This is a genomic window from Pseudonocardia sediminis (assembly GCF_004217185.1).
GTDB classification, from domain to species: Bacteria; Actinomycetota; Actinomycetes; order Mycobacteriales; family Pseudonocardiaceae; genus Pseudonocardia; species Pseudonocardia sediminis.
The window spans coordinates 1,069,044-1,088,667 of sequence record NZ_SHKL01000001.1 but is presented as its reverse complement, the minus strand read 5'-3'; the positions used below and the strand labels follow the sequence as shown (position 1 = coordinate 1,088,667).

Genomic DNA, 19,624 nt, shown 5'->3' with positions numbered 1-19,624 from the left:
TCGTGATGCTCAGCCAGCTGGCGGGCCGCGGCGGTTCGTCGAGCGTCACGAAAAGGCTGTTGGTCCGCCATTACGTGACGCTCGATCGAGCCCGGACGGCCCGTTCGTAGCGGACCCGGTCGGCGACGACGTCGGGGCGGCCGAGAACGTCGCGCGCCGGGAGACGGACGACGTGCCAGCCGTGCCGGACGACGTACGCCTCGCGGTCGAGATCGTAGAGGGCCTGGTCCGCCTCGCGGTGGTGACCGCCGTTGTACTCGATCGCGAGGAGGAGGTCGGGATAGCAGAGATCGAGGAAGTACGGCCCGACCGGATGCTGAAGTGTCGGGGCCGGCAGGCCGCCGTCGTGCAGCGCCAGACGGAGACGGGTCTCCATAGGCGACTGCGCCCGGCGGTCGGCCAGCGCCACCAGGTCGGCGAGGCCGCGGATTCCGCGAGCGCCCGGGTAGCGGGCCGCGATCTCCAGTACACGCATCGGGTCGATGTCGCCGTGGAAACTGAGCGCGTCGATCGCGGCCACCGCCTCGATCCTCGGCGACCGGCGCGCGAGGTCGTAGGCGGCCCGCGCCGGGGAGGTGACGAGCATGCCCGCCCGGTACACGGTCTCGTCCTCGGCCAGAGCACCGCGATGGACCACCAGACCGGCCTGCGACCGTCGGTTGCCACCCGGGACGATCACCTCCACCGGTGCGCCGATCGGAGCACAGGACGCGCCGAGCATCTCCGCGGCGGAGTAGCCGGCGAGCGCACCGACTCCGTCGACCAGCAGGTAGGCGGCCTCCGACCGGAGCGCCAGCGTCACCGGCACGTGCGCGCGGACGTAGATGCCGTGGAACAGCGCGCGGAACGCCTTCCCGCGGAGTCGCGCCCGGGTGACCGCCCCGGCGGCCACCGCTTCCGATCCGACGAACGGTCGAGTCAGGTCCATACGACTTGGACCGCCCCCGAGGCGATTCGGTTCCATCGGATCGAGCGCCACGTTCCGGCGATCGCAGCGACCTCGACGTGACGCTGACCGGAGCCCGTGCGACTCGTCAGCCCGCGGCCTCGGCGAGCGTCACGTTCCGGCGGTGCTCACCGCCATTGCGTGACGCCGACGGGCGTCGGCCGCCTCGCCGGTCACCGACGCATCATCGAAAGTCACGTTCCGGCGATGCCGACCGTCATTTCGCCACGCTCGCGTGCTCGGTGGCGTCGCCGGTCGTCGCGGCGGCGACGGCGACGGCGACGGCGGGTGTCACGTTCCGGTGGTCCGCACCGCCGTCTCGTGACGCTCGACGGATCGCGCGGCCGGCCTTGCGTCGGGACCTCCGGTCCGTCATCCTGGTAGCCGAACGAACATTCGGTCCAGGAGGTGCCCAGTGTCGATCGCAGAGCCGTTGACGGACGAGCGTGAACTCGAGACGGGGTTCGACGCGACGATCGCGGCGGACCAGCGGATCGAGCCACGGGACTGGATGCCCGAGGGCTACCGCAAGACGCTGATCCGGCAGATCGCGCAGCACGCGCACTCCGAGATCATCGGCATGCAGCCCGAGGGCAACTGGATCCTGCGGGCACCGAGCCTGCGCCGTAAGGCGATCCTGCTGGCCAAGGTGCAGGACGAGGCCGGGCACGGGATGTACCTCTACGCCGCGGCGGAGACGCTGGGCGTGGACCGCGAGGAGCTCACCGAGAAGCTCATCGACTCCAAGCAGAAGTACTCGTCGATCTTCAACTACCCGACGCTGAGCTACGCCGACATCGGCGTCATCGGCTGGCTGGTCGACGGCGCCGCGATCTGCAACCAGGTCCCGCTCTGCCGCTGCTCCTACGGGCCGTACGCGCGGGCGATGATCCGGATCTGCAAGGAGGAGTCGTTCCACCAGCGCCAGGGCTACGAGCTGCTGCTGGCCATGGCGAACGGCACCGACGCGCAGAGGCAGATGGTGCAGGAGGCGACCGACCGCTGGTGGTGGCCGTCGCTGATGATGTTCGGCCCGCCGGACGGGGACTCCCCCAACTCGCAGCAGTCGATGGCCTGGAACATCAAGCGCCACACCAACGACGAGCTGCGCCAGCGGTTCGTCGACATGAGTGTCCCGCAGGCCGAGGCCCTCGGGGTCACGCTGCCGGATCCGGAGCTGCGCTGGAACGACGAGCGCCAGGCGCACGATTACGGCGAGCCCGACTGGGACGAGTTCAAGGCGGTCATCGCCGGCTCCGGCCCGGCCAACGCGCAGCGCGTCGCGCACCGTCGCCGCGCCCACGAGGGCGGTGCCTGGGTCCGTGAGGCCGCGCAGGCCTACGCCGACAAGCAAGCCGCGCGCAAGGACGAGGTCCGGAAGGCGGCGGCGTGAACACCCCCGAGGAGGAAGAGGTCACCGCCGAGGGCGGGCACGGAGCCGTCCCGACGACCGGCGTCGAGACCGGTCAGGGCGAGCGGCCGAGCCGCCGCACCTGGCCGTTGTACGAGGTGTTCGTCCGCGGTAAGCGCGGGCTCAACCACGTGCACGTCGGCTCCCTGCACGCCCCCGACGACGAGATGGCGCTGCACAACGCCCGCGACGTCTACACGCGTCGCAACGAGGGCGTGAGCATCTGGGTCGTGCGGGCCGACGACATCACCGCGTCCAGCCCGGCGGAGAAGGATCCCTTCTTCGACCCGTCGGCGGACAAGGTCTACCGGCACCCGACCTTCTACCAGATCCCGGAGGAGGTGCCTCACCTGTGAGCGAGCTCGCGAGCGAACCATCAGCACGGCGCCCCCACGCGATGGAGGAAGACGCCACCAACGCCTACCAGTCGCTGTCCGAGACGACCGGGCACGACGACCCGCGCTGGGCGTTCGGCACCGGGATCGTGGAGGAGGCGGGTGCCGAGGTGTCCGCGCCGGTGCCCGACGGTGTCGCCGCCGCCGACCTCGCCGCCTACTGCCTGATGCTCGGCGACGATGCGCTGATCTACAGCCACCGTCTGTCGGAGTGGGTCTCCAACGCTCCGGAGCTGGAGGAGGAGGTCGCGCTCGCCAACACCGCGCTCGACCTGCTCGGCCAGGCCCGGGTGCTGCTGGCTCGCGCAGGCCACGTCGAGGGTGGGAACCGGGACGAGGACGCGCTGGCCTACCTGCGCTCCGACGCCCAGTTCCGCAACGTCGGTCTCGCCGAGCTCTCCGACGACCTGGACTTCGCCCGCGCGATCGGCCGCCTGCTGATCTTCTCGACGTGGCGTCTCGCGCTGCTGCACCGCCTGCTCGGGTCGGCCGACCCGGTGATCGCCGCGGTCGCCGGCAAGGGCGTCAAGGAGCTGACCTACCACCGCGACTACGCCGCCCGCTGGACGCTGCGCCTGGGCGACGGCACCGACGAGTCGCACCGGCGGATGCAGGACGCGCTGGACGCGCTGTGGCCCTACGTCGGCGAGCTGTTCCGCACCTCGGAGCAGGAGCGACGTCTCGTCGAGGCCGGCGTCGCCGTCGACCCGGCAAGCACTCGTGAGGAGTTCGACGCGGTGCTCGACGAGGTCATCGGCAAGGCCACGCTGACCCGCCCGGACAAGCCCGCGATCGGCACGATCGGCGGCCGCAGCGGACGGCAGGGCGTGCACACCGAGCACCTGGGCCACGCGCTCGCCGAGATGCAGAGCCTGGCCCGCCAGCACCCGGGTGCGACGTGGTGACCGCAACGGCGCGGGCGGACGCGCGCGAGATCGTCTCGGCCGTCGTCGACCCGGAGATGCCGATGCTGACCCTCGACGACCTCGGCGTGATCCGCCGGGTCGACGTGGACGGCGACGCCGTGACCGTCACGATCACCCCGACCTACTCCGGCTGCCCGGCGATCGAGGAGATGCGCCACGACGTGTCCGCGTCGCTGTCCGCGGCCGGTTACGGGCCGGTCGAGATGCGCACGGTGTTCTCCCCGCCGTGGAGCACGGACTGGATCTCCGACGACGGCCGTCGCAAGCTCGCCGAGGCCGGCATCGCCCCGCCCGGGCGCGTCGGTCCGAGGGCCACCGGTCCGATCCCGCTGACGCTGACCGCCCCGTCGCCGGACGTGCGCTGCCCGCACTGCGGCGCTCCCACCACCGAGGAGTTCTCGCACTTCGGCCCGACCGCGTGCACATCGCTGCGCCGGTGCCCGAGCTGTCAGGAGCCCTTCGAGCACATGAAGGAGATCTAGGTGAACCGGCGTCGCGAGGCGGCCTGGGCTGCGCGGAGCAACATGGTGCGCGGCAAGTCGTCGCGGTTGCGGATCGAGGACGCGATCGACGACGTCCTGGCCGACCCCGGCTTCGCGCCCGAGGCGGCCGGAGCCGAGAGCACCGGCGACGGCTTCCACCACCTGCCGATCCGCGGCATCGAGCGTCTCTGCGACGACGCCGTCGCGGTCACGTTCGACGTCCCGGACAACCTGCGTGAGGCGTACGCGTTCAAGCCGGGTCAGTACCTGACGCTGCGGAAGTGGAACGACGACGGCGAGCACCGCCGCTCGTACTCGATCTGCGCGCCGGTCGGGGCGATGCCCCGGGTGGGCGTGCGTCGCGTCGACACCGGCCTGTTCTCCGAGTGGCTGGTGAACGAGGCCGAGGTGGGCGACGAGATCGAGGTCGGTCCGCCGTCGGGGTCGTTCACCCCGGAGCTGGAGGCAGGCACGCACCACGGGCTGGTCGCGGCCGGGTCCGGCATCACGCCGGTGCTCTCGATCGCGGCGTCGCTGCTGGCCGCGCACCCCGACACCCACGTCACGCTGCTCTACGGCAACCGGCGCACCGACACGGTGATGTTCACCGAGGAGCTCGCCGACCTGAAGAACGCGTTCGGTCCGCGCCTGCACCTGCTGCACGTGCTCTCCCGCGAGCCCACCGAGGCCGAGATCTTCAACGGCCGCCTCGACGCGGACCGCCTGCGCACCCTGTTCGGGGCACTGGTCGACGTCGAGAACGTCGACCACTGGTGGCTGTGCGGCCCGCTCGGCATGACCGACGACGCGACCGCCGTCCTCACCGACCTGGGCGTGGACAAGAAGCGGGTGCACCGCGAGCTGTTCTACGTCGACGAGCCGCCGCCCGAGCTCGACCGCACCGAGGACTCGCCCGAGCTCGACGGGGAGGGCAGCGAGGTCACGGTCATGCTCAACGGCCGCACGACGCAGCTCACCCTGCCGCGCAACGTCCCCGTCCTCGACGCCGCGCAGAAGGTGCGCGGCGACCTGCCGTTCGCCTGCAAGGGCGGGGTGTGCGGGACGTGCCGGGCGAAGGTCACCGACGGCGAGGTCACGATGCGCCGCAACTTCGCCCTCGAGGACGACGAGGTCGAGGCCGGTTTCGTGCTGACCTGCCAGACCCTGCCGGTCTCGGACAAGGTGACCGTCGACTACGACGTGTGAGCCGACCCTCGCCCGGGAGAACAGCGCGCCTCGGCCCCGACCGTCAGTCGAGGTCGAGGCCCCGCAGAGCGTTCTCCAGGACCTCGGTCAGCCCCGGGTGGATCCAGTACTGGACCTCGGCCAGGCGCTTGACCGGGACCTGCAGGGCCATCGCCTGCACGAGCTGCTGCACCATGGTCGGTGCCTGCGGCCCCAGGACGTGCGCGCCCAGGAGCTGCCCGGTGGACGGGTCGGCGATGAGCTTGCAGAACCCCGTCCGGTCCTCCAGCGCCCAGCCGTAGGCGACGTCGGAGTAGGGCTGCACGACGGTCCGGTAGTCGAGGCCCTCGTCGCAGCACTGCTGCTCGGTGCGCCCGATCATGCCGATCTGGGGTGAGGCGAACACCGCCGCCGGGACCAGGTTCAGGTCCACCTCGCGCATCGCGTCCGGGTTCAGCAGGTTGTACTGCACCACGGTGGCCTCGTGGTTCGCCGAGTGCTTGAGCTGCACCGGCGAGCTGACGTCGCCGAGTGCGAACACGCCGTCCACGCTGGTGCGCAGGTAGGGGTCGACGGCGATGCGGCCGTCGTCGTGGGTGTCGATGCCGGCCGCGCCGAGGTTCAGCCGATCCCCGTTGGGCACGCGTCCCGCGGCGACCAGGAGCCGGTCCGCCTCGACGGTGGAGCCGTCGTCGAGCGTCAGCCGCACCCCGTCACCGGCGGACTCGACCTTCTCGGCACTGCGTCCGACGCGGACGTCGAACCGGTCGCGGGCGATCTCGGTGAAGCGCTCCGAGACCGTCTCGTCCAGGGCGGAGAGCAGGGAGTCGGCGACGTCGATGATCGTCACCTCGGCGCCGAGACCGCCGAACACGTGTGCGAACTCGGCCGCGATGTAGCCGCCACCGATGATCGCCAGCCGACCCGGGATCTCATCGATCCGCATGATCGAGTCCGAGGTCTCGTAGTGCACGCCGGACTTCTCCACCGGTGGCGGCACCATCGGGCGCCCGCCGGCGGCGATCACGATCCGGTCCGCGGTGAACTCCTGGGTCCCGGCGTCGCCGGTCACGGTCAGTGCGCGGGGGCCGCTGAACTCGGCGTGGCCGAGGTAGACGGTGACGTTGTCACTCTCCTCGCGCCCCTTGCGCCCGTCGGCGGAGATCGGGTCCAGGCGGGAGAACACGCGGTCCCGGATGTCGGGCCAGCGGACCTTGTCGACGTGCGCGTCCACCCCGTAGTCCGAGGCCTGCCGGACGGTGTGGGCGACCTCGGCGGCGTAGGCCAGCATCTTCGTGGGGATGCAGCCGACGTTGAGGCAGGTGCCGCCGAACGCGGTCTGCTCGACGACGGCGACGTCGAGGCCGTCGAACCGCTCGTCGATGATCATGTTGCCGGAGCCGGTACCGATGACGACGAGATCGTGGTGACGCACGTCCGAAGCCTAAGCGGGGTCCGGGCGGCCCGCTCGACGTCGCGACTCAGTGACCGGCGGAGACCGGGCCAGTGGTCCGCGCGGAGCGGCGCCCGGTCAGGGCGACCGTGGTCAGGAGGAACGTGACCGGCACGGCGACGATCGCGGCGGCCAGCGGGGCGACCCGCTCCCCCACCCCGAGGTGCACGAGCGCGACCACGCCGACCGTCGTCGCGGCGATGTTGACGGCCTGCGACGAGGGGAAACGCAGGAACCGGCGCCACGTCGGGCGGACCGAGAACGTGAACCGGCAGTGCAGGAAGTAGGAGACGACCATCGCGACGGCCAGGCCCAGTGCGTGCGCGGCGAGATAGCCGACGGGCTCCAGCACCAGGCGGTAGGTCGCGTAGTAGACGGCCGCGTTGGCCACGCCGACCATCCCGTAGCGGATCAGCCGGCCGAGCGACCGACGGGCCCGCTCCGAGCGCGTGGGAACCGTCGCCGGGTCCCGGATCGCGTTCGCAGCCACGTCAAGACTTTCGCAGCCCGGCCCGGAAGGGTTTCTCCCGGGGGCCTCTTTCGCCCGATCGGCGGTGTCCCCCACGCCGCCCGGACGATCTTGATCTCGCTCCCGACCCGGTCGGCGGAGCGGGAGCCCGGCTACCCGGCCCCGACCTCGTCGCGCAGGACGGCGGCCGCAGCGACCATCGCGGCCATCTTCCCGTCCGCGGCGGCGCGGGTCAGGTACTTCATGCCGCAGTCGGTGCTGAGCACGAGCTTCTCGGGGCGGTGGTGGCGCAGCGCCCGTCGGACGCGGTCGGCGACCACCTCGGGCGCCTCGACGTCGTCGGTGCTCAGGTCGATCACGCCGAGCGCGACCGTCTTGCCCGACAGGTCGGCGAGCACCCCGAGGTCGATGTCGGGCTGCGCGCTCTCGATGGAGACGTGGTCGCACACGCAGCCGGCCAGCTCGGGCAGGAACGAGTACCCGCTGGGTTTCTGTCCGGGCATCTTGGCCGCGTAGCCGAAGCACAGGTGCACCGCGGTGGTCCCCGGGGCGTCGCGCAGGGCGTGGTTGAGCGCGGCCAGGCCGTAGGCGCGAGCGGCGTCCGGGACGGCCTGCATGTAGGGCTCGTCGATCTGGACGATGTCGGCGCCGGCGGCGAACAGGTCGAGCATCTCGTCGTGGCACGCGTCGGCGAGGGCGAAGGCCAGCGCCTCCTCGTCGCCGTAGAAGTCGTCCTGCGCGTTCTGCGACATCGTGAACGGGCCGGGCATCGTGATCTTCGCGAGCCGGTCGGTGCGGGCGCGCAGGAACGCGGTGTCGCGGGCCTCGATGCTGTGCGGGCGCGTCACCGGGCCGACGATCCGCGGGACGCGTTGGCTCCTCCCGTTGCGTCCGACCCGCGTGCCGGGATCGTCGACGTCGATGCCGTCGAGCGCGGTGGCGAAGTGGTTGGAGTAGGACTCCCGGCGGGCCTCGCCGTCGGTGACGATGTCGAGCCCGGCGCGTTCCTGGGCGTCGATCGCGATCGCGGTGGCGTCGTCCTGGGCCTCGGCGATCGTGTCCGCGTCCGGCCGCCACAGCTGCGGGTCGCGGGCGCGGGCCGGCCCGGTCCCGGCGAGGTGGGCGCGGTCGACCAACCATCCGGGCTGCGGGTAGCTCCCGACGATCGACGTCGCCAGCGGGCGTACGGCAGCGCTCGTCATCGGTCGCCTTCCGGTCGGGAGGTGCAGGGGAACGGGTCGTTCGGACGCTTGAGGTGCGGTCATCCCACGGTAGTGTCCTGGGCCACACGGCGTCGTGACCAGAGTCTTCCGGAGGACCCCATGACACAGACCGCACCTCCGCCGTCCGGCACCGGACGCCCTCCGATCCGGCTGCACCACAACGCGTTCGTCACCAAGGACCAGGAGCGCACCCGCGCGTTCTACGAGGACGTCATCGGGATGCCGCTGGTGGCCACCTGGACCGAGGTCGACGAGCTCTTCGGCGCCGAGCGGGTCTACTGCCACACGTTCTTCGCCCTCGCCGACGGCAGCGCGCTGGCGTTCTTCCAGTTCGCGAACCCCGAGGACCAGGAGCTGTTCGACCCGGAGCTGACGCCGTCGCCGTTTCGGCACATCGCCCTGGCCACCGACCGGGCCAACCAGGACGCGATCCGCACACGCATCGCCGACGCCGGCTACGTCGAGCCGCAGACGTTCGTGCTCGACCACGGCTACTGCGTCTCGCTCTACATCACCGACCCGAACGGGCTGCTGCTCGAGTTCACCGTGGACGACCCGGACGCCGACGCGATCAACGAGGTCCGCCGGGCGCATGCCCGCAAGGACCTGGAGCGCTGGCTCGGCGGCGACCACTCGAGCAACAACACCTACCGGGACTGAGCCCGCTGCGGCCATACTCCCGCGATGGCCTACGACGTCGAGGTGGCCGCGAGATCCTGACCCCGGAGCCGGGCATCACCGAGAAGAAGATGTTCGGTGGCCTCGCGTCGGTGTCGGCCGGGTCGACCCGCAGCACGACGGCGGCCACGCGGCCCAGGGCCCGGACCCGGAGCAGCGCCGAGCCGGTGATCAGCACCCGGGCAGCGATCCGCGACAGACCTGTCCGGTATCGCCGCCGAGGCGCCGATCTCTACGATCGGATCGCCGGTCCGAGCCGCCGTCCTGGGGAGCTGCGATGTCGAGAGCGGAACGGGCCGAACGCGCGACGCCGGCGCAGATCTCGTCGATCCTGCGCGAACGCGTCTACGGGACCATCGCCTGCCTGAGCACGCTGCTCGTACTCACGCGTCACGTCACCGACGGCGGCGGCCCGTGGTCCGCGGTCGCCGACGTCCTGATCGCCACCGGCGGGCTCTGGGCAGCCAGCCTGTTCGCCGACTACCTCGCCCACCTGGCCGCGCACGGCACGGGGCCCGAGGGCCACGAGCGGTTGATGGCACTGCGCAGCTCGGGGCAGATCCTGCAGGCCTCCGCGGTGCCGGTGCTGCTGCTGGTCGGGTCCGCGCTCGGATGGCCGCCGTTCCACACCGCTCTGTGGACGGCGGTGTGGGTCCTCGTCGCGAGCATGGGGCTCTTCGCCCTGCTCGCGGTCCGCCGCACGACGCTGCCGTGGTGGAAGCGGATCCTGCTGGTGGTGGCCCTGGTCGCACTCGGCGGACTCGTGGTCGGGCTCAAGTCGATCCACTGAGGGATCAGGTCGATCCACCGGCACGCGGCGCGGTGCTGCGGATGTGCTCGCCCAGAGCGGTGCGCAGGGCCGGGGCGTCGCGGCGTTCGAGCAGGTCGATCAGGTGGTCGTGCTCGTCGGCGAGGGCGAGCATGTGCACGGCGTCGGTCGGGATCGCCAGTCGTGCCAGGCGCACGAACGCGCCGAGCTGGTCGAGCAGCAGCGACAGCGTGGGCATCCGGGCGACGGCGGCCAGGTCGCGGTGGAACGTCTCGTCCAGCCCGAGGAACGTCGTCACGTCACCGTCGCGGGCGACCCGGCGCTGGCGCAGGACGGCGACGCGCAGCCGGTCCAGCTCGTCGGGCTCCCAGCGCTCGCACGCCTGCGTCGCCGCCGTGGTCTCCAGCGCCTCGCGTACCAGGGTCACCTCCCGGCGGTGGTCCTGCGACAGGTCCACGACGCACATCTGCCGGCGGCTCCCGGTCGTCAGGAGTCCCTCGCTCTGCAACCGCCGCAACGCCTCGCGCACCGGTGTACGGGACGCCCCGAACGTCGCCGCGAGCTCGACCTCGTCCAGCACCGACCCCTGCTCACGACGGCCGGCGACGATGTCCTCGCGCAGTGCGTCGTGGATGTGGTCGGCCTTGGTCCGCACGCCCCGTCCCCTCGACCCGCTACTTCGCGAAGATCTGCGCCTCGTCGCGGAAAGCCTTGATCTCCATCGCGTTGCCCGCGGGGTCGTGGAAGAACATCGTCCACTGCTCCCCCGGCTCGCCGGCGAAGCGCAGGTAGGGCTCGATCACGAACGCGGTCCCGGCCGCGCGCAGCTTCTCGGCCAGCGCGTGGAACGCCTCCACCTCCAGGACCGCCCCGAAGTGCGGCACCGGGACGTCGTGACCGTCGACCGGGTTGTGGGCGGGCGCGGCCGCGCGCTCGGCGACGTGGGTGACGACCTGGTGGCCGTAGAAGTTCCAGTCCACCCAGAGGTCGGCCGAGCGGCCCTCCTCCAGGCCGAGCACGTCGCCGTAGAACGCACGGGCCTTCGCCAGGTCGTCCACCGGGACCGCCAGGTGGAAGCAGGGACGGGTCGTCGGTCGCGCTGCAGTCATGCGTTCAGCATACAGAGACAGTTTATGTATACATATGACGAGAGACGTGGCCTCCGCCTCGTTCCGGGCTCCGGGACGGCGCACCGTCCGGTCCCGTCCCTACTGTCGATCCGGTGACGATCCGGGTCGAGTCCCTGCACATCGCGGACGCCAGGCGTGCGCCGATGCGGGCCGTCGACCGGGTCGAGGCCGAGGCCGGGGCGGGACTCGTCGGCGACCGTTACCACGGCACGCGGCACCGCCACGTCTCCGTGCAGAGCCGTCAGCAGCTCGACGAGGCCGCCCGCCGGTGGGGTGCGCCGGTGCCGGCCGAGCTGACACGACGGGCCGTCACCCTCGACCACGGCGCCGTGCCCACCCGGCCGGGCGACCGGATCGTCATCGGCGACGTCGAGCTGGAGGTCGTGCGCAAGGCCGCCCCGTGCCGGGTGATGGACCAGGTGATCGGGGACGGGGCACGCCGGGCCATGCACGACCTGGGCGGAGCGGTCTGCCGGGTGCTCACCTCCGGGACGATCGGCGTCGGCGACGCCGTCGACCTCCCGGACGCCGGACCCTCTGCCTGAGCCCGGGCGTCAGCGGACGCGCGGTGCCGCGAACGAACGGTCGGTGTTGCCGGAACCGCTGCCCGAACCGCTACCGGAGCCGGAGTCGTCCGCGTCGTCGGAGGGCAGGTGGACGTCGTTGACGGTGAGGTTGACCTCGACGACCTCCAGCCCGGTCATCCCCTGCACCGCCGCCGTGACGTTGCGGCGGACCGCCGAGGCGAGGTCGGAGATCGCGACGCCGTACTCGACGACGACGTCGATGTCGACGGCGGCCTGCTTCTCCCCGACCTCGACGCTCACACCCTGGCTCGCGCTGGTGCTGGCGCCGGGGATCCGCTCGCGCAGCGAGCCCAGCGCACGGGCCGCGCCGCCGCCGAGACGGTGGATGCCGGTCACCTCGCGCGCCGCCACCCCCGCGATCTTCGAGACCACGGTGTCGGCGATGTGGGTGTTGCCCTGACCGGTCGCGAGCGCGCCGGGAGCCGGCGGCGTGGGCGAACCCGTGCGCGGGGACGGGCTGGGAATCGTCGGGGTGGTGGAGGCAGTGGTGCTCATGGAGGGTCCTTCGCTGTCGTGTGGCGGGGTGGAGCGGGGGGATCGCCACCCCACCCCACCCCCGTCCCGGGGAGTCAGAGGCCGAACTTGCTGCCCAGACCACCGATGAGGTCGCCCGGGTTGATGCCGAACTTCTCCAGCAGGCCCTGGTCCTGCTCGGTGTCGACCTGGTCGGGGAGCTCGGCATCGGCCTGACCGGCCTGCGCGTCGTCACCCCGCGACTTGATCATTTCGAGGATCTTGTCCTTGGGAATCTGCAACGGAACCTCCTGCTGGATGGAACGGGTGCGGTCGGAGCAGATCTTCGGCGACGATGCGACGGCGATTCTGCGTCGCCTTCGAGATTCGCCACCGCGGTGATCGAGAATCGACGTACATCGCGGACACCCGACCCGGCCGACGGGATCCGTGCAGGTACGACCCTGTGAACACACCCGGGAAACACGAATGCCCCGGCTGACCCGGATGTGCACCGAAGGCGCTACACCGGGACCGGGGCATAATGCCGAGACCGATTCTCGACCTCGTCTTCGACGGTAATCCCGCCGCACAATTCCTGCAACACGGGGATCGTCCGCAATGATGATCTCCCGGCACGGCGGGGACACCGTCGGAATCCGGCTTCCGGGAGTTCAAACCGGCTCCCGCGCAGACGATCGCGGCGCATCGCCGAGCGGTCACCCCCGCCGCCGACCTGCCGATCCCCACCGCCGCCGCGCGCACCGAGGAGCGCCGGGCCCGGACCTGTTCTTGATTGATTCCAGAAAGTGGTCCAGACTCGGGCAGGTGCCAACGACGTCGAACTTCGAGCAGATGCTGCGCGGGGCCTCCCTGCGCGTGACGCGTCCTCGACTCTCGGTGCTGTCCGCGGTGCACTCCCAGCCGCACCTCGACACGGACTCGATCATCGGCGTCGTGCGTGCGGATCTCGGCGAGGTGTCGCACCAGGCGGTCTACGACGTGCTGCGCGCGTTGACGGCCGCCGGCCTGGTGCGGCGCATCCAGCCGACCGGTTCCCCCGCGCGCTACGAGTCGCGGGTGGGCGACAACCACCACCATGTCGTCTGCAGGTCGTGCGGAACGATCGCCGACGTCGACTGCGCGGTGGGCGAGGTCCCCTGCCTCACCGCCTCCGACGACCACGGCTTCACGATCGACGAGGCCGAGGTCATCTACTGGGGCGTGTGCCCCGACTGCTCCACCACAACACGCACCGATCCACCCCGGAAGGATTCCCGTGTCTGACCAGCACCCCACCGTCGAGAGCGAAATGAACAGGGAGGAGGACGGCGGCTGCCCGATCGACCACGGTCGCATCTCCCACCCCACCGAGGGCGGCAGCAACCAGAGCTGGTGGCCCAACCAGCTCAACCTGAAGATCCTGCGCACCCAGCAGCCCGCCTCCGACCCGTTCCACGGCGAGTTCGACTACGCCGCGGAGTTCGCCACCGTCGACCTCGACGAGCTGGCGCGCGACGTCGACGGGGTCATCACCACCTCGCAGGACTGGTGGCCGGCCGACCACGGCAGCTACGCCGGGTTCTTCATCCGGATGGCCTGGCACTCCGCGGGCACCTACCGCACCTACGACGGCCGCGGCGGCGCCGGTGCCGGCATGCAGCGCTTCGCCCCGCTCAACAGCTGGCCCGACAACGGCAACCTGGACAAGGCCCGCCGGCTGCTCTGGCCGGTCAAGCAGAAGTGGGGCCGCAAGGTCTCCTGGGCCGACCTGATCGTCTTCGCGGGCAACCGCGCCCACGAGATCTCCGGCTTCCCGATGTTCGGGTTCGCCGGCGGTCGCGTCGACGTCTGGGAGCCCGAGGAGGACATCTACTGGGGCTCGGAGGGCACGTGGCTCGGCAACGAGGCGCGGTACGGCGGCTCCAAGGACATCAACACCCGTGAGCTGGAGAAGCCCCTCGGCGCCTCCCACATGGGTCTGATCTACGTCAACCCGGAGGGCCCGGACGCGAGCGGTGACCCGATCGCCGCGGCCCGCGACATCCGCGAGACCTTCGGCCGGATGGCGATGAACGACGAGGAGACCGCGGCGCTGATCGTCGGCGGCCACACCCTCGGCAAGACCCACGGCGCCGCCAACCCGGACGAGAACGGCAACGTCGGCCCCGAGCCGGAGGCCGCCGACATCACCGAGCAGGGCCTGGGCTGGAAGCAGAACTTCGGCAAGGGCAAGGGCCGCGACGCCATCACCTCGGGCCTCGAGGTCATCTGGACCCGCACCCCGAACCGGTGGAGCCACGACTACCTCAAGCACCTCTACGCCTACGAGTGGGTGCCGGAGAAGTCGCCGGCCGGCGCGAACCAATTCGTCGCCAAGGACGCCGAGGCGATCATCCCGGACCCGGAGCAGGGTCAGCCGAACCGCAAGCCGACGATGCTGGTCACCGACGTGTCCATGCGCGTCGACCCGGTCTACGGCGAGATCACCCGCCGCTGGCTCGACAACCCGTCCGAGTTCGAGGACACCTACCGCCGCGCCTGGTATAAGCTGACCCACCGCGACATGGGCCCGCGTGACCGCTACCTCGGCGCCTGGGTCCCGAACGAGGAGCTGCTCTGGCAGGACCCGGTCCCGGCCGTGGACCACGAGCTCGTCTCCGCCGACGACGTCGCGTCGATCAAGGCGAAGGTGCTCGAGTCCGGCCTGTCGGTCACCGAACTGGTCAGCATCGCCTGGGCCTCGGCCTCGACGTTCCGCCAGTCGGACAAGCGCGGTGGCGCCAACGGCGGTCGCATCCGTCTGGAGCCGCAGGTGAGCTGGGAGGTCAACGACCCGGACACCCTGCGCACCGTGATCTCGAAGCTGGAGTCGATCCAGTCCGACGTCAACGGCTCGCTGACCGGCGGGAAGAAGATCTCCTTCGCCGACCTGGTCGTCCTCGCCGGCTCCGCCGCCGTCGAGAAGGCCGCGAAGGACGCCGGGCAGAACGTCTCCGTGCCGTTCACCCCGGGCCGCACCGACGCCACCCAGGAGAAGACCGACACCGAGTCGTTCTCCTACCTGGAGCCGACGGCCGACGGCTTCCGGAACTACCGCGGCAAGGGCCACACCCTGCCCGGCGAGTTCCTGCTCGTCGACCGGGCGAACCTGCTCGGCGTCACCGCCCCGGAGATGACCGTGCTGGTCGGCGGCCTGCGTGTGCTGGGCGCCAACGCCGGTGGCTCGACGGCCGGCGTGTTCACCGACTCCGTCGGCACGCTGACCAACGACTTCTTCACCAACCTGCTCGGCCCGGCCGTGCAGTGGCGTTCGGTCGCCGGTGACGACGACTCGTTCGAGGCCGTCGACGCCTCCGGTGCGGTCACGTGGACCGGCACCCGGGCCGACCTGGTGTTCGGCTCGAACTCCGAGCTGCGCGCCGTCGCGGAGGTCTACGCCTCCGACGACGCGAAGGAGAAGTTCGTCAACGACTTCGTCGCCGCGTGGACCAAGGTCATGAACGCCGACCGTTACGACGTCGCGCTCTGATCTGACCTCGTAGCAGCACCACCCCACGACAGCCCCGGCCGGTTCTCCGGCCGGGGCTGTCGTCGTCGTACCCGGCGCCGTTGTGCCGGTCGCACAACCGGAGCGCCGCGGTTCGTTCCGCGGCCCGATGGCACCGCTCCTCCCCGCTCGTAGCGTCCCTGTTGATCAGTCGGCCAGGTCCGACGACGACGTCGGGCTCTGCGACGGAGAGGACTCCATGAAGACCTACGCACTGGACACACCGGTCGACGGCCGGTCGACCTGGCACGACGGCAAGCGCCATCTCTGGATGCTGGGTCTCGTGGTCCCGTTGCTGCCGTTCCTGGCGATGGGCCTCTACGCCGCCACCGGCCTCGAGGTCGCGCTGTGGCTCGGCCCGGTGATCGTGCTCGTCGTGGTGCCACTGATCGACCTGTTCGCCGGGCGCGACCACTCGAACCCGCCGGACGAGGTCATGGAGGCTCTGGAGGAGGACCGTTACTACCGCTGGATCACCTACGCGTACCTGCCGATCCAGTACGCGGGCCTGGTCCTGGGGATGTGGTTCATCGCGACCCAGGACGCGGGGGTGTTCGGCATGGTCGGACTGGCGATGACGCTGGGCTCGGTCGCCGGCATCGGCATCAACACCGCGCACGAGCTGGGCCACAAGAAGGAGTCCTCCGAGCGCTGGCTGGCCCGGATCGCGCTGGCGCAGTGCTTCTACGGCCACTTCTACATCGAGCACAACCGCGGCCACCACGTCCGCGTCGCCACGCCCGAGGACCCGGCGTCGAGCAGGATGGGCGAGAGCTTCTGGGCGTTCTGGCCGCGCACCGTCGTCGGCTCGGTCGCCAGCGCGTGGCGGGTCGAGCGCAAGCGGTTCGCCCGCCGCGACAAGCACCCGTTTCGCCTGCGCAACGACGTGATCAACGCCTGGCTGATGTCCGCGGTGCTGTGGGGCGTGCTGATCGCGGTGTTCGGCGTCGCGATCCTGCCCTACCTGGTGATCCAGGCCGTCTTCGGCTTCACGCTGCTCGAGCTCGTCAACTACATGGAGCACTACGGCATGCTCCGCCAGAAGGTCGGCCCGCCGGACCGTCGCCGCTTCGAGCGGGTCACCCCGGCGCACTCGTGGAACTCCAACAACATCGCGACCAACGTGCTGCTCTACCACCTGCAGCGCCACAGCGACCACCACGCGAACCCGACCCGGCGCTTCCAGACCCTGCGCGACTTCTCCGAGAGCCCCGTCCTGCCCACCGGCTACACCGGGATGATGGCGCTCGCGGTGATCCCGCCGCTGTTCTACCGGGTGATGGACCCGCTGGTCGTCTCCCACTACGAGGGCGACCTGCGCCTGGCCAATCTGCAGCCGCGCAAGCGCGAGAAGCTGCTCGCCCGCTACCCCGTGCCGGGCACCTCGGCCGGGACCGTCGCGGCGGACACCGTGGCCCCGATCGCCGGTGACGACGTCGCGGCCGCCCGCTGCCCGGGCTGCGGCCACACCTACGTCGTCGCCGAGGGCAACGAGCTGGAGGGCTTCGCCGCCGGCACGGCCTGGGCCGACGTTCCCGACGACTGGACCTGCCCCGACTGCGGGGTCCGGGACAAGGTCGACTTCATCCCGCTCGCGAACGCGGAGGCCTGAGCCCGACACACCGCCCCGGTCCCGCTACGGGGACCGGGGCGGCGTCGTCTCCGGAGTACCGTCCGCGGGTGCCCTCATCGGTGTCGGACACCCTTTCCCGCGTGGCGGAACGGCAGATGGCCGACACCACCGCCGTCGTCGCGGCCGTGCTGGAGGAGATCGCGACCGCGCTCCCCGACCTCGCCGGTGACCCGCACGTGCGCGACGTCCTGACCACGACGGTGAGCGACATGGTCGTCGCCGCCCTGACCACCCTCGGCACGGGATCACCGGCCGACGCGGTCCGGGCGCCGGAGGCCGCGCTCGAACTGGCCCGTCGGCTCGCCCAGCGGGGCGTCCCGATCTCGGTGATGCTGCGCGCCTACCGGCTGGGGCAGGCCTCGTTCCAGCAGGAGCTGATCGGCGCGATCGCCGACGCCTCCGCCGACGGCGGCGAGGTCGCCGCGGCGGCCCGGGACCTGGCGTCGGTCACGTTCAGCGTGATCGACGCGGTCTCCGAGGAGGTCGTCGCCGCCTACCAGACCGAGCGTGACAGCTGGATCCGCCGGCGCAACACCGCGCGGCTCGCCACCGTCACCGCGCTGCTCTCGTCGCGGTCGGCCGAGTCCGGCGACGACGGCAGCGCGCTGGGCTACGACCTCACCACCACCCACGTCGGCGTCGTCCTCTGGTGCGGCACCGACGTCGACGAGGACGAGCGGCTCGCCCGCCTCGAGGGCCTCGTCCCGGAGGTGGCGGCCGCGCTGCGCTGCAACCGCCCGCCACTGGTCGTGGCGCCGGACGCGTCGGCGCTGTGGGGGTGGTTCCCGGTCCCCTCGCCGGACGGGACGGCGATGCAGAACCGGACGGACGCGGTCGCGGACGTGCTCGTCGCCGGGACCTGGGCCGCGCTCGGCGACCCGGCTCCGGGCCTGGCCGGGTTCCGGCTCAGCCACCAGCAGGCGGCCGCGGCCCAGCGGATCGCCGTGGCCGCCGACCCGGACCACCGGCTGCGCGCCACCACCTCCGCCGACCTCGGCCCGCTGGCCCTGCTCGCCGCCGACCCGGGGTCCGCGGCGCCATGGGTGCAGTCCGCGCTCGGCGGACTGGCCGACGACGACGAGGCCGCCGCCCGGCTGCGCGAGACGCTGTGGGTCTACCTGTCCCACGGCGGCAGCCTCGCCGCCGCCGCGACCGAGCTCCACCTGCACAAGAACACGATCGTCTACCGGATCCGCAAGGCCGAGCAGATGCGCGGCCGCCCGCTCTCCGACGCCCGGATCGACGTCGAGGTCGCGCTGCTGGCCACGCGCCTGCTCGGCTCCACGGTGCTCCGCCCGGCTGCCGGCTGAGCGCCTCCGACAGGCTGGACGAGAGCTCCACTCGCGCAGCGGGAGTGGACGAGAGCTCCGTTCGTGCGGTGGTGGGGGCTGGACCCGGGGGTGGGTCAGGGGCGGCGGGGCTCGTCGAGTTGCCGGATCGCCCGCTGGATCGTCGCGTCGCGTTCGAGCCATCCGTCCAGGACCGGGTTGACGAGACCGCGCAGGGCCGAGACCGGCGCCCACCGGCGGGGCACCACGATCCGCGCCGCGCGCCGCTCGATACCGCGCACGGCGGCGGTGGCGACCCGGTCCGGGGAGATCGCGTTGCCGAGCGGGCCCGGGTAGGCGCGCCGGCGCAGGGCGCTGACCACCGGGTCCCCGCCGAAGGCGACGTCGGCGATCGGCGTGCGGATCCAGCCGGGAGCCAGCACGCCGGCACTCGCCCCGTGGATCGCGAGTTCGACCCGCAGCGCGCGGCCGAGCTGCTCGACGCCCGCCTTGGACATCGCGTACGGCGTGTTCACGACGCCGTTGACGAAGCCGTAGATCGACGCGCAGCACAGCACGTAGCCCCGCGCGGCGATGACGTGCGGCAGCGCGGCGCGGACCGTCCGCCAGACCCCCAGCAGGTCGACGTCGACGACGCGTTCGAACTCGTCCGGGTCGCCCGCGGCGACGGTGCCCGGCCGACCGGCGATCCCGGCGTTGGCGAACACGACGTCGAGGGAGCCGAACTCCGCGACCGCGGCGTCGACGGCGGCGCGGACCGAGTCGTGGTCGGTGACGTCCGCGGCGACCGCCAGCGCCCGGGACCCGAGCTCGGCGGCGAGCGGCGCGACGTCGTCCCGTGTGCGGTCGGTGAGCACGACCCGCGCGCCGCGGGCGTACAGCGCCCGCGCGGTGGCGGTGCCGATCCCGCCGGCGGCCCCGGTGATCAGGACGGTCCGGCCGGCGACCGGGTGGTGGCTGCTCACGGGGGTGCTCCTGGAGGGTCCGGGCCCGCGCCGACCGCGAGAAGTCGATCTTCTCACTTCACCGGGGATCATTCGGAAAG

The 19,624-nt window shown here is 71.6% G+C and carries 21 protein-coding genes; 12 read left to right on the top strand and 9 right to left on the bottom strand.

Translation table 11 applies throughout. From position 1 onward, the window contains the following. Positions 1-70: 70 nt before the first annotated feature. The gene (locus EV383_RS05335) at positions 71-892 is read right to left on the bottom strand and encodes a DUF559 domain-containing protein (protein WP_165438241.1); all 822 of its coding nucleotides are present in this window, start codon (positions 890-892) and stop codon (positions 71-73) included. Positions 893-1,367: 475 nt separating this feature from the next. Here EV383_RS05335 and paaA point away from each other — a divergent pair, with 475 nt between their 5' ends. From paaA to paaE, 5 genes are read left to right on the top strand one after another with little or no spacing between them, the layout of a single operon-like run. Continuing rightward, positions 1,368-2,339 (top strand): 1,2-phenylacetyl-CoA epoxidase subunit PaaA, encoded by a 972-nt coding sequence (gene paaA / locus EV383_RS05330; protein WP_130293937.1) that lies wholly within the window; start codon positions 1,368-1,370, stop codon positions 2,337-2,339. Beyond that, on the top strand, positions 2,336-2,713 hold the full coding sequence (gene paaB, locus EV383_RS05325; protein ID WP_130288865.1) for a 1,2-phenylacetyl-CoA epoxidase subunit PaaB: 378 nt from the start codon (positions 2,336-2,338) through the stop codon (positions 2,711-2,713). Before paaA ends, paaB begins: the two co-directional genes overlap by 4 nt. A gap of 41 nt (positions 2,714-2,754) precedes the next feature. After that, positions 2,755-3,657 carry a 1,2-phenylacetyl-CoA epoxidase subunit PaaC gene (paaC, locus tag EV383_RS05320; protein WP_130293935.1) on the top strand — a complete coding sequence of 301 codons (903 nt, stop codon included), beginning with the start codon at positions 2,755-2,757 and terminating at the stop codon, positions 3,655-3,657. Further along, complete coding sequence (gene paaD, locus EV383_RS05315; protein ID WP_278044810.1) at positions 3,654-4,160, top strand: 1,2-phenylacetyl-CoA epoxidase subunit PaaD; 507 nt, start codon at positions 3,654-3,656, stop codon at positions 4,158-4,160. Before paaC ends, paaD begins: the two co-directional genes overlap by 4 nt. Beyond that, positions 4,161-5,366: a 1,2-phenylacetyl-CoA epoxidase subunit PaaE gene (paaE, locus tag EV383_RS05310; RefSeq protein ID WP_242622910.1), complete on the top strand. Its 1,206-nt coding sequence runs from the start codon at positions 4,161-4,163 to the stop codon at positions 5,364-5,366. It begins immediately after the preceding gene. 43 nt (positions 5,367-5,409) lie between these two features. Here the strand turns inward: paaE and EV383_RS05305 are convergent, their stop codons facing one another. From EV383_RS05305 to EV383_RS05295, 3 genes are all read right to left on the bottom strand, one after another. Beyond that, on the bottom strand, positions 5,410-6,780 hold the full coding sequence (locus tag EV383_RS05305; protein ID WP_130288863.1) for a mycothione reductase: 1,371 nt from the start codon (positions 6,778-6,780) through the stop codon (positions 5,410-5,412). A 46-nt stretch (positions 6,781-6,826) separates the two neighbouring features. Beyond that, entirely contained in the window at positions 6,827-7,288 is a 462-nt protein-coding gene (locus EV383_RS05300; protein ID WP_242622909.1) for a GtrA family protein, read from the bottom strand. Between the two features lie 131 nt (positions 7,289-7,419). Next, positions 7,420-8,469 carry a uroporphyrinogen decarboxylase family protein gene (locus EV383_RS05295; protein WP_130288862.1) on the bottom strand — a complete coding sequence of 350 codons (1,050 nt, stop codon included), beginning with the start codon at positions 8,467-8,469 and terminating at the stop codon, positions 7,420-7,422. A gap of 120 nt (positions 8,470-8,589) precedes the next feature. On the opposite strand from EV383_RS05295, the gene EV383_RS05290 reads away from it, so the two are divergent. Further along, on the top strand, positions 8,590-9,150 hold the full coding sequence (locus EV383_RS05290) for a VOC family protein (protein ID WP_130288861.1): 561 nt from the start codon (positions 8,590-8,592) through the stop codon (positions 9,148-9,150). 295 nt (positions 9,151-9,445) lie between these two features. Then, on the top strand, positions 9,446-9,958 hold the full coding sequence (locus tag EV383_RS05285; protein WP_130288860.1) for a hypothetical protein: 513 nt from the start codon (positions 9,446-9,448) through the stop codon (positions 9,956-9,958). Between the two features lie 4 nt (positions 9,959-9,962). Here EV383_RS05285 and EV383_RS05280 read toward each other — a convergent pair whose 3' ends face one another. Together EV383_RS05280 and EV383_RS05275 are read right to left on the bottom strand one after the other, a co-directional pair. Beyond that, the gene (locus tag EV383_RS05280; protein WP_130288859.1) at positions 9,963-10,592 is read right to left on the bottom strand and encodes a GntR family transcriptional regulator; all 630 of its coding nucleotides are present in this window, start codon (positions 10,590-10,592) and stop codon (positions 9,963-9,965) included. 19 nt (positions 10,593-10,611) lie between these two features. Continuing rightward, complete coding sequence (locus EV383_RS05275; protein ID WP_130288858.1) at positions 10,612-11,046, bottom strand: VOC family protein; 435 nt, start codon at positions 11,044-11,046, stop codon at positions 10,612-10,614. A gap of 113 nt (positions 11,047-11,159) precedes the next feature. Here EV383_RS05275 and EV383_RS05270 point away from each other — a divergent pair, with 113 nt between their 5' ends. Then, on the top strand, positions 11,160-11,612 hold the full coding sequence (locus EV383_RS05270; protein ID WP_242622908.1) for an MOSC domain-containing protein: 453 nt from the start codon (positions 11,160-11,162) through the stop codon (positions 11,610-11,612). A gap of 9 nt (positions 11,613-11,621) precedes the next feature. Here EV383_RS05270 and EV383_RS05265 read toward each other — a convergent pair whose 3' ends face one another. Continuing rightward, the gene (locus tag EV383_RS05265; protein ID WP_130288857.1) at positions 11,622-12,149 is read right to left on the bottom strand and encodes an Asp23/Gls24 family envelope stress response protein; all 528 of its coding nucleotides are present in this window, start codon (positions 12,147-12,149) and stop codon (positions 11,622-11,624) included. Between the two features lie 74 nt (positions 12,150-12,223). After that, entirely contained in the window at positions 12,224-12,409 is a 186-nt protein-coding gene (locus EV383_RS05260) for a hypothetical protein (RefSeq protein ID WP_130288856.1), read from the bottom strand. Positions 12,410-12,935: 526 nt separating this feature from the next. Between EV383_RS05260 and EV383_RS05255 the strand changes: the two genes are divergently transcribed. From EV383_RS05255 to EV383_RS05240, 4 genes are all read left to right on the top strand, one after another. Beyond that, positions 12,936-13,394, top strand: a complete 459-nt coding sequence (locus EV383_RS05255; RefSeq protein ID WP_130288855.1) for a Fur family transcriptional regulator — start codon at positions 12,936-12,938, stop codon at positions 13,392-13,394. Then, positions 13,387-15,639, top strand: coding sequence for a catalase/peroxidase HPI (gene katG / locus EV383_RS05250; RefSeq protein WP_423213632.1), 2,253 nt, complete (start codon positions 13,387-13,389; stop codon positions 15,637-15,639). The genes EV383_RS05255 and katG overlap by 8 nt, the downstream gene beginning before the upstream one ends. Before the next feature lie 217 nt (positions 15,640-15,856). Then, complete coding sequence (locus EV383_RS05245) at positions 15,857-17,269, top strand: fatty acid desaturase (RefSeq protein ID WP_130288854.1); 1,413 nt, start codon at positions 15,857-15,859, stop codon at positions 17,267-17,269. A 101-nt stretch (positions 17,270-17,370) separates the two neighbouring features. After that, the gene (locus EV383_RS05240) at positions 17,371-18,600 is read left to right on the top strand and encodes a PucR family transcriptional regulator (RefSeq protein ID WP_242622907.1); all 1,230 of its coding nucleotides are present in this window, start codon (positions 17,371-17,373) and stop codon (positions 18,598-18,600) included. Positions 18,601-18,695: 95 nt separating this feature from the next. Here EV383_RS05240 and EV383_RS05235 read toward each other — a convergent pair whose 3' ends face one another. Continuing rightward, positions 18,696-19,544 carry a short-chain dehydrogenase/reductase gene (locus EV383_RS05235; RefSeq protein WP_207223441.1) on the bottom strand — a complete coding sequence of 283 codons (849 nt, stop codon included), beginning with the start codon at positions 19,542-19,544 and terminating at the stop codon, positions 18,696-18,698. Positions 19,545-19,624: the final 80 nt, after the last annotated feature.